The organism is Leucobacter soli (genome assembly GCF_042659205.1).
GTDB lineage: Bacteria > Actinomycetota > Actinomycetes > Actinomycetales > Microbacteriaceae > Leucobacter > Leucobacter soli.
Genome location: NZ_JBHSRW010000223.1, coordinates 1 through 3,582, shown reverse-complemented (window position 1 = coordinate 3,582; position 3,582 = coordinate 1). Strand labels below are relative to the sequence as shown.

Here is a 3,582-nt window from a genome sequence, read left to right as displayed (position 1 = left end):
CTCCCGCGCATCGACCCGGTCCGGGGCGGCGGAGCGGTAGGTGAAGGCGACGTCGTCGAAGCGGATGGCCGGCGCCGGGTCCGCCCCCGGATCCGCTCCCGCACCGAGCGCCTCGACCACCGCCAGCGGCACGATCCGCCCCGCGGGCGAGAGCTCGGTATCGCGCGCGGACTCGGTGGGCAGTGCCGCGATCTCCTGGATCCGCCCGAGCGCACCGAGCGCCTGGTTCACCGCGGAGATCGCCCCGATCGCCTGGCCGAGGGGCATGATCATCATGAAGAGGAAGATGATGAAGGTGACGAGCTGCGCCACCGTGATCGAGCCGGTGGCCACGCGGAACCCGCCGATGCCGAGCACGGCCAGGAACGAGACCTGCATCGCGATGAACGAGATCGGCACGATGAGCGCCGAGATGCGGGCCACCCGGATCCCGTGGCGGTAGGCGGCCTCGGCCTCGGCCTCGATCTCGGACTGCTCGCGCTCGGCGGCGCCCGCTGCGCGGATCGTGCGGATCGAGCTGATCGCACGGTCCACCGAGGCGGCCAGGTCGCCCACCTTCTCCTGCGAGCGGGCGACGGCGGGCCGGATCCTCGCGGAGAGCGCGACGACCACGATGAGCGCGACGGCCACGACCCCGAAGGTGACCGCGAAGAGCAGCGGATCGATGACGAGCATGCCGATGAGCGCGCCGACGAACAGCAGGGCCCCGCCGATCGCCTCTACGAGGCCCTGGGTGAGGACGGCGCGCAGCAGCGTGGTGTCCGAGCCGACCCGCGAGACCAGGTCGCCGGTGCGGCGCCGGTCGAACTCCGAGATCGGCAGGTGCAGGATCTTGCCGATCAGCCGACGCCGCGAGGTGAGCACCACGCCCTCGCCCAGACGCTGCAGCAGGTAGTGCTGGTAGCCGTTGACGAGCGCGCTCGCGACGACGAAGACCACCAGCCCCCAGAGGAGCCAGTCGAGCGGCTGCGCGTGCTGCACGCGGTCGATGACCGCACCGACCAGGAGCGGCTGGGAGAGCGAGAAGAGCGCGCCGGCGATGCTGAGGGCGACGATCCAGATGGCGCCGCTGCGCTGCTCGAAGAGGTAGGGGAGCAGCTGCCGGAACGTCGCCCGGGGGCCGCGCGGCTCGTCGCCGCGGGTCGAGGATCTGCGCCGGCCGGGTTTCGCGGTGTCGTCTGCCACGACGTTCAGCCTACGCTCAGGCGCCTGAACGTCTGCTCCGCTCGCCCGGACTGCACGAGATCGTCGGGACTGCATGATCGCGCGCGTCGATCGCGTACAGTCCGGTCGGTCTCGTGCAGTCCGGGCGCAGTCGGCTGCTCGGCGATCCGCCTACTTCAGCCGGTAGTCGATCCGGCCGATCTCGCCGCCGAAGAGGCCGTCCTGGGCGACGAGCGTGACCGGCGTCGTCTCGTCGGTGAGCGTGAACGCGATCACGTTCTTCACCGTGCCGCCCTTCTTGATGTTCTGATGGCGTTTGTCGCTCTCGAGATCGAAGAGTATGGCGGAATCCAGCTCGTTCTCCGCATCCGGATCGTTGTCCTGGAACACACTCATCGAGAACACGAACCCGGAGTAGGCCTGGAGGTCCTCGCCGCTCACGTTGGTGATCTCGTACCAGAAGGCGATGACCGCCTCGTCGCCGTACTCGTTCCCCTTCCCGCCTGCGGGGACGACCTTGTGCTTCGTGATCTCGATTCTCATGTCGTCGGTGACGAGCACGCCGTCGACGAACGAGGGGACTTCGGCCCCGGGCTCGGCATCCTCCGGCTCGATCTCGGGATCCTCGGCCGGAACCTCCTGCGTCGTAGCCGGCGGTGCATCCTCCAAGGCCTCGTCGAGCGCGTCCTTCGCCGCGGGCGCGGCAGCCGCGAAGACCCCCGTGAGCACCAGCACGAAGGCCAGGCCGGGGCCGACGAAGCCGAGCACGATGTTGACGATGCTGCCCCACATCGGGTTCCACTTCTTCGCGGCGCCGATGATCCCCAGGATCAGCCCGGCGAGCATCAACGGCCAGCCGATCACGCCCCACAGGGGGATGAGCGCCAGCACGAAGCCGACGACCACCAGGCCGAGGCCGACGAAGACGCCGGCGTCGATGCCGCGTGCGGGTGCGGGTGCGGGTACGGGTGCGGGTACGGGTGCGGCGGCTTCCGGCTCCATAGGGTTCGACACGTTCTCCTCATTTCTCCTCTGCCCGGAGCCCCCGGAATCAGGGGAATCGCGGTACCTGCCCAGCACAGCAGCCCCGCCGGATCCGCACCCACCTCCTTTCGGCCCGCGTCGACCGAACGAAAGCACAGGATTCCGACGGGCGGTGCGGTGCGGACGCAGGTGGGCGGTGACGGAGGGCGACCATAGGATCGGATCCATGTCCATCGCACCACCGCCCGGCCATCAGCCGGGTCCGCCCGCGATCCCGCCCGCGCCGGTTCCGACGGCCGCGCCTCGGCGCCGGACGTCCGCGCGCGCCAAGTCGATCTGGCTCGTGGTGCTGTGCGCGATGCTGGTGATCTCATCCGGGAGCATCCACTCCGGCGAGACCTCGGTCTTCTCGCCGCCGCTGCGGTTCTACGCCGGCCTCGGCGTGGCCGTCATGCTGGGCGCTTCCGTGATGCTGGTCTGGCGGCATCGCTGGCCCGTGCGGATCTCGCTCGGTCTGATCATCCTGACGATCCTGATCCCCACCTCGCCGCTGCCGGCCCTGCTCGCGCTGCCCGCGGCCGCCGCCGATACGCTCGGCTTCCGGCGCTGGGGCCTGATCGTCGGCACCTTCCTCGCCACGGGCGTCTCGTTCGCCTGGGACGTCGTCGCACGCACCTCGTACATCGCGATGTTCGTCGACGAACCGGCTGCGGGGACCCCCGAACGCATCGCGCTGTTCTGGGCGGTGCCCGTGCTCGCGGCGATAGCCGTGACCCCGTTCGCCGCCACGGGCATCGCGCGCCGGTTGCGCATGGAGCGCGATACGGCGCAGTGGGAGACCGTCGCGGCCGAGCGCAACGTCGAAGCACTGCATCGCGAGGTCGAGCTCGAGCGGCACCGCCAGGAGCTCGCCCGCGAACTGCACGACACCCTTGCCGCGAACCTGTCGACGCTCTCCCTCCACGCGGGTGCGCTCGAGATGACGGTGGACGCAGACGACGCACGAGCGGCGGCTGCGGCGCGGGCGGTCCGCGAATCGGCCCAGCACTCGCTCGACGACCTGCGGCACATGGTGCGCGAGCTCCGCAACCCGGATGCGCCCAGTGGCTCGAGGACCGAGATCACCGAGATCCCCGCTCTCATCGACGAGGCGTTGCGCGCCGGAACCGACGTGCGCGTGCAGCTGTTCATCTCGGACGCGATGGCGTGCGACGCGCGCGTCGCCCACGCGGCCTACCGGCTGGTGCAGGAATCGATCTCCAACGTGCGCCGGCACGCACCGGGTGCTCCGCTGCATCTCGACCTGCGCGGCGGCCCGGGGTTCGGGCTCACGCTGCGCACGACGAACTGGCTGGCTCCGGCGGGCCAGCCGCCGGTCACCGTCGGCGGCGGGAACGGGCTCACCGGCATGGCGGAGCGCGTCGGCCTGCTCGG

3 protein-coding genes are annotated in these 3,582 nt (G+C 70.6%); 1 reads left to right on the top strand and 2 read right to left on the bottom strand.

Translation table 11 applies throughout. The features are described 5' to 3' along the window. Both ACFPZL_RS11155 and ACFPZL_RS11150 read right to left on the bottom strand, forming a co-directional pair. On the bottom strand, window positions 1–1,185 hold a 1,185-nt coding region (locus ACFPZL_RS11155; RefSeq protein ID WP_382335443.1), incomplete at its 3' end, for an ABC transporter ATP-binding protein. Between the two features lie 150 nt (window positions 1,186–1,335). Beyond that, on the bottom strand, window positions 1,336–2,178 hold the full coding sequence (locus ACFPZL_RS11150) for a DUF5067 domain-containing protein (protein ID WP_218115452.1): 843 nt from the start codon (window positions 2,176–2,178) through the stop codon (window positions 1,336–1,338). A 196-nt stretch (window positions 2,179–2,374) separates the two neighbouring features. Between ACFPZL_RS11150 and ACFPZL_RS11145 the strand changes: the two genes are divergently transcribed. After that, window positions 2,375–3,582: sensor histidine kinase (locus ACFPZL_RS11145; protein WP_382335441.1), on the top strand; the 1,208-nt coding region annotated here is incomplete at its 3' end.